A 3,891-nucleotide genomic window follows, 5' to 3' on the forward strand; every position below is an offset into this window, starting at 1 on the left:
CAACGACGCTTGTCGCCCCCGGGGCTCGGCCCGAAGGGTGGCCCCTGGATCCGGCGCATTCGTTGTCGCTCCTTCTTGTGGACACGAGTCCACGGCGGCGTCGCTCCTAGCCTGCGCCGGACCAGGGGCCACGCCGGCCTGGGCTTCTGCCGCACAGACTCCTAGACCTCGTGCTCGCCGCCACCCCCACCGACGAACGGCGCACCTACGCCGCCTTCACCCCGCCCTACCGGGAGGAGCGCATCGCGCTCCTCGGCCTGGCCGACGAAACGCCCCCGCTGCGCGACTTGAACGAACTCAAGGGCCGCCAACTCCAAATCGGCGTCATCCGGGGCACCGCCTTCCCGCCGGCGCTGAGTCACACGCTGGAAGACCCGGCACTGCAAGCGCTGCTGCTGCCGCTGCGGGCCAACGAACTCAGCCTCGCCATGCTGCGCGCGCGGCGCATCGCCTACGTCATCGACGACCCCATCACCATCCTGCACCGGGCCGCCGCCGAGCCCGGGCCCGCCGTGCACGTGGCCCTGTCGTTCCCCGACAGCCCGGTGCACGGCCTGCTGTCGCAGCGCACCCTCGACCGCCACCCCCAACTGCTGGCGCGCCTCGACCAGGGCCTTGGCACCACTCGCCAACACCCGTCCTGGAAACAGGTGCTGCGCCGCTACCCCGGGGCCTGAGGGCCCCCTCCCGCCGCCCCGCTGTGGCGGCCATGCCTCGACCCCACCCCCGATGTCGGGGGGACATGGCCACCGGATTTACACCTGGTCACGATTGCGAGCCGGGTCGGACAGGGCGGCTGCCCACAATCGCGCGGTCCTCGGGCGCGCCCGCTTGGGCGTCACGAACGCACCGTCACCTTTAGGGATTTTTCATGACCCGTCTCTTCGTTCAAGTCGCTTTGGCCACGGCCCTGAGCGCAAGCGCCGCCACCAGCCACGCCGGCACGGTCGAGGCTTCCTTGGCCTACAACACCCTCGGCCGCACCAACACTTCGTGGCTGGTGTCGGGCAGCCACTCGGTCAGCGACCCCAACTCGGTGAGCATCCAGCAAGAGGACATGGTGCCCGTCACCCCGATGCCCGGCTACGCCTCGGGTTATAGCTACTTCATGGGTGGCGGTGGCATGGCTGCTGCCAACGGCAGCCTGTCGTCCTCGGTGCGCTTGTATGCAGGCGGTCGCTTCCAGAACGACCTGCGCTGGGCGCAATCGGTGACCAACACCTCGGGCAACACCCAGCAGTACTCGATGGACTTTGAGATCGGCTCCATCATGGCCACCCTGGGCGGATGGAGCGGCGACCACTCGTTGCGCGAGTTCCTGGCCGGCTTCCAAATCCAGATCCTGGTCAATGGCGTCGCCGTTTGGAACACCGCCACCACGGTGGGCTTGGTGCATGACCTGATGACCTTCAGCCAAACCGGCGCCGACATCGGATCGGCCTACCTGCAGGACCGGCCCTCTCAAGATGGCGAGGTTTACTACAGCCACGGCGGCTACAAGGGCGCGACCAAACTGGGTCAATTTGCCGACGGCTCCACCTTCACGGTGGAATACCTCATGAGCACCTTCGTTGATTGGAACGATCCCGAAGGCTGCGTCTTCGAGTGCGGCGGCATCAGCTTGGACATCAACGACCCCTTCGCCATCGGCGGCGGCTTCCTGATCCAAGGCGACGACGCGACGGGCACCGTGCCGGAACCCGGCCCGCTGGCGCTGCTGGGCGTGGCCCTGGCCGCGGCGGCTTGGCGCCGTCGCAGCGCCTCGCGCGCCGCCTGAGCCTGCGCTCTGGCGCCGGGGCCCAGCGCCCCGATCACCTCTGTGGCGAGGGCCCTCACTTTTAGAATGGCTCCTCCCCCACCCTCGGGCCGCCGCCTTGTCGCGGCCCGTTTTGTTTGCCCGCCATGACGAGCCCCGCCGAGACCCCCACGCCCAGCCACCACTTCTTGCGCGCCCAGATCGAGCGCGACCTGGCGCAGTGGGAGCAGGGGCAAGGCCCTGAGCGTCGGTTCGGCGGCAGCCCGGGCGACGCGGCGCACCACGCCGCTGGCGCGCTGGACCCGGCCAAGATCCGCACCCGCTTCCCGCCCGAGCCCAACGGCTACCTGCACATCGGCCACGCCAAGAGCATCTGCCTGAACTTCGGCCTGGCGCGCGACTACGGCGGCGCCTGCCACCTGCGCTTCGACGACACCAACCCCGAGAAGGAAGAGCAGGAGTTCGTTGACGCCATCAAGGACATGGTGCAGTGGCTGGGCTGGCGCTGGGAGCACGCCGGCCACACCCACCTGTACCAGGCCAGCGATTACTTCGGCTTCATGTATCGCGCGGCCGAGGCCTTGATCGAGGACGGCCTGGCCTACGTCGACGAGCAAAGCGCTGAGGCCATGCGCCTGAACCGCGGCGACTTCACCACGCCCGGCACCAACAGCCCCTTCCGCGACCGCAGCGCGGCCGAGAACCTGGTGCGCTTTCGGGAGATGCGCGCCGGCCAGCACCCCGACGGGGCCATGGTGCTGCGCGCCAAGATCGACATGGCCAGCCCCAACATCAACCTGCGGGACCCGGCGCTTTACCGCATCAAGCACGCCGAGCACCACGCCACGGGCAACACCTGGTGCATCTACCCGATGTACACCTTCGCGCACCCCATCGAGGACGCGCTGGAGCGCATCACCCACAGCATCTGCACGCTGGAGTTCGAAGACCAGCGCCCCTTCTACGACTGGCTGCTGGGCCACCTGGCCCGCCTGGGCCTGCTGGCGCAGCCGCTGCCGCACCAGTACGAATTCGGCCGCCTGAACCTCAGCTACGTGGTCACCAGCAAGCGCAAGCTGAAGGCATTGGTGGACGAAGGCCACGTCAAGGGCTGGGACGACCCCCGCATGCCCACGCTGGTGGGCCTGCGCCGCCGCGGCTACACGCCCGAGAGCATCCGCGCCATGGTCGAAGGCACGGGCGTGACCAAGAGCAACAGCTGGTTGGACTACAGCGTGCTCGAAGGCTGCCTGCGCGCCGACCTGGAAGGCCGCGCCCCGCGCGCCATGGCCGTGCTGGACCCGCTCAAGCTGGAGCTGACCAACTTCGCCGAGGTCTTCGGCAGCGCCGACTTCCGCGACCCCTGCCATGCCCCGGCGCACCCGCACCACCCCGAGCTGGGCGAGCGCCAGTTCAGTTTCGGCCGCGAGCTGTGGATCGAGCGCGACGACTTCGCCGAGGTGCCGCCCAAGGGCTACCACCGCCTGTACCCGGGCAACAAGGTGCGCCTGAAGGCCGGCCACGTCATCGAGTGCACGGGCTGCACCAAGAACGACGCGGGCGAGATCGTGTCGGTGCAGGCCACCGTGGTGCCCGACACCAAGAGCGGCACGCCGGGCGCCGACGCCATCAAGGTCAAGGGCGTCATCACCTGGGTGGCGGCGCACGAGGCCGTGCCCGCCGAGCTGCGCCTGTTCGACCGCCTGTTCACCGAGCCCCAGCCCGACGGCGGTGGCAAGGACTTCCTGCAAGCCCTGAACCCGAACTCGCTGCGCGTGGTGCAGGGCTTCGTCGAGCCCGCGCTGGCCAGCGCGGCGGCGGCCAGCCACTGGCAGTTCGAGCGCCACGGCTACTTCGTGGCCGACCGAATCGACCACCATGCGCCCTCCCAAGCCGGCCGCGCGGTGTTCAACCGCACCACCACGCTGAAAGACACCTGGGCCGCGCCCCGCTGAGCCCGGCGCGGCAAGGCCCCGGGTTCGCCCGAGGCCCAGCAGGCCGCCCGGTTTGCCAACAATGCGCCCACCCCAGCACCCCACCACCCCCCGGCGGCCCCGGGCGGTGGGGCCCTGCCCCCCCCCCCCCCGGGGCCCCGCGCGGGGGCCCGGGGCGGGGGGCCGCGCCGCGCGGCGGGG

General features: G+C 70.1%; 3 protein-coding genes. All 3 read left to right on the top strand.

Annotated elements, in window-relative coordinates; genetic code table 11:
* The first annotated feature begins 170 nt into the window (after positions 1-170).
* The 3 genes from O9335_RS05585 (at position 171) to O9335_RS05595 (ending at position 3,711) form a co-directional block, all read left to right on the top strand.
* Positions 171-677 carry an ABC transporter substrate-binding protein gene (locus O9335_RS05585; RefSeq protein WP_298384792.1) on the top strand — a complete coding sequence of 169 codons (507 nt, stop codon included), beginning with the start codon at positions 171-173 and terminating at the stop codon, positions 675-677.
* A gap of 194 nt (positions 678-871) precedes the next feature.
* Positions 872-1,777, top strand: a complete 906-nt coding sequence (locus O9335_RS05590) for a PEP-CTERM sorting domain-containing protein (protein ID WP_298384795.1) — start codon at positions 872-874, stop codon at positions 1,775-1,777.
* Between the two features lie 125 nt (positions 1,778-1,902).
* On the top strand, positions 1,903-3,711 hold the full coding sequence (locus O9335_RS05595; protein ID WP_298384798.1) for a glutamine--tRNA ligase/YqeY domain fusion protein: 1,809 nt from the start codon (positions 1,903-1,905) through the stop codon (positions 3,709-3,711).
* Positions 3,712-3,891: the final 180 nt, after the last annotated feature.

The organism is Inhella sp., from assembly GCF_027532025.1.
GTDB lineage: Bacteria > Pseudomonadota > Gammaproteobacteria > Burkholderiales > Burkholderiaceae_C > Inhella.

Coding starts and splice junctions, on each gene's coding strand:
- O9335_RS05590 (WP_298384795.1), top strand. CDS start 872: ATGACCCGTCTCTTCGTTCAAGTCGCTTTGGCCACGGCCCTGAGCGCA.
- O9335_RS05595 (WP_298384798.1), top strand. CDS start 1,903: ATGACGAGCCCCGCCGAGACCCCCACGCCCAGCCACCACTTCTTGCGC.